1 protein-coding gene is annotated in these 627 nt (G+C 39.1%); it reads right to left on the bottom strand.

Features of this window, described 5'->3' with window-relative positions:
• Positions 1-165 precede the first annotated feature (165 nt).
• A complete protein-coding gene (locus HT722_RS06175; protein WP_173278111.1) occupies positions 166-525 on the bottom strand; it encodes a helix-turn-helix transcriptional regulator in 360 nt (119 codons plus the stop codon).
• Positions 526-627 lie beyond the last annotated feature (102 nt).

Genomic DNA, 627 nt, shown 5'->3' with positions numbered 1-627 from the left:
ACTCCATATAGGCTTGGTCGGCTGCTCGTGCGTCTTCGATATCTTCCATGAGTGCCATGAAGTCGTCAAAATCCATGGTCGTTGTGTCGATACCGTGTTTGTTTAGGTAGTCCGTGATGTAGGAATTTTTTTCTGTGAAGTTGATAGTGATAGTCATTAGCGTTCTCATTTGCTTTTGAAGTGGGCGGATAGGACGGATGTGATGAAGTCGATATCATCTTCATTTAGTGGTTTCCCGTCAAATAACATGGTGTTGGCTGCTGCTTTACGTAAGTCTATGCTTTGTCCGTTTACTTGAGCAAATTCATCACTCCCGGCGATAGCAGGGTTATCTGTTCGTCCGAGCAGGTAGTCGGTGGATACGTTGAAGTAGTCGGCGATTTGTTGTAGCCGTTCGGCAGAAGGTTGATTCCTCTTCAACCCATACAAAGAATTTTTGCCTAGTTTTAGTTTATCTTCTAAAGTATTTAGCGAAATCCCTTGTTTTTCACATAAATCTTTTACGATTTCAAAAGTAGAAAACATTGATTTATCAGCCTTTCTAAGACATGACAAAAAATATTTTATAAAATACGCAAAAATTAGTTGACATTATTTTGCGTTTACGCTAAAATAGTTTTTGTAAGT

Origin of the sequence: Streptococcus sp. 53 (genome assembly GCF_013276565.1) — a bacterium.
Classification (GTDB): Bacteria; Bacillota; Bacilli; order Lactobacillales; family Streptococcaceae; genus Streptococcus.
The sequence above is the reverse complement of the archived record's forward strand: the minus strand, read 5'-3'. Positions and strand labels throughout refer to the sequence as shown.

Excerpts from the sequence above, each read along its gene's own strand:
- HT722_RS06175 (WP_173278111.1), bottom strand. The coding sequence starts at position 525 with ATGTTTTCTACTTTTGAAATCGTAAAAGATTTATGTGAAAAACAAGGG.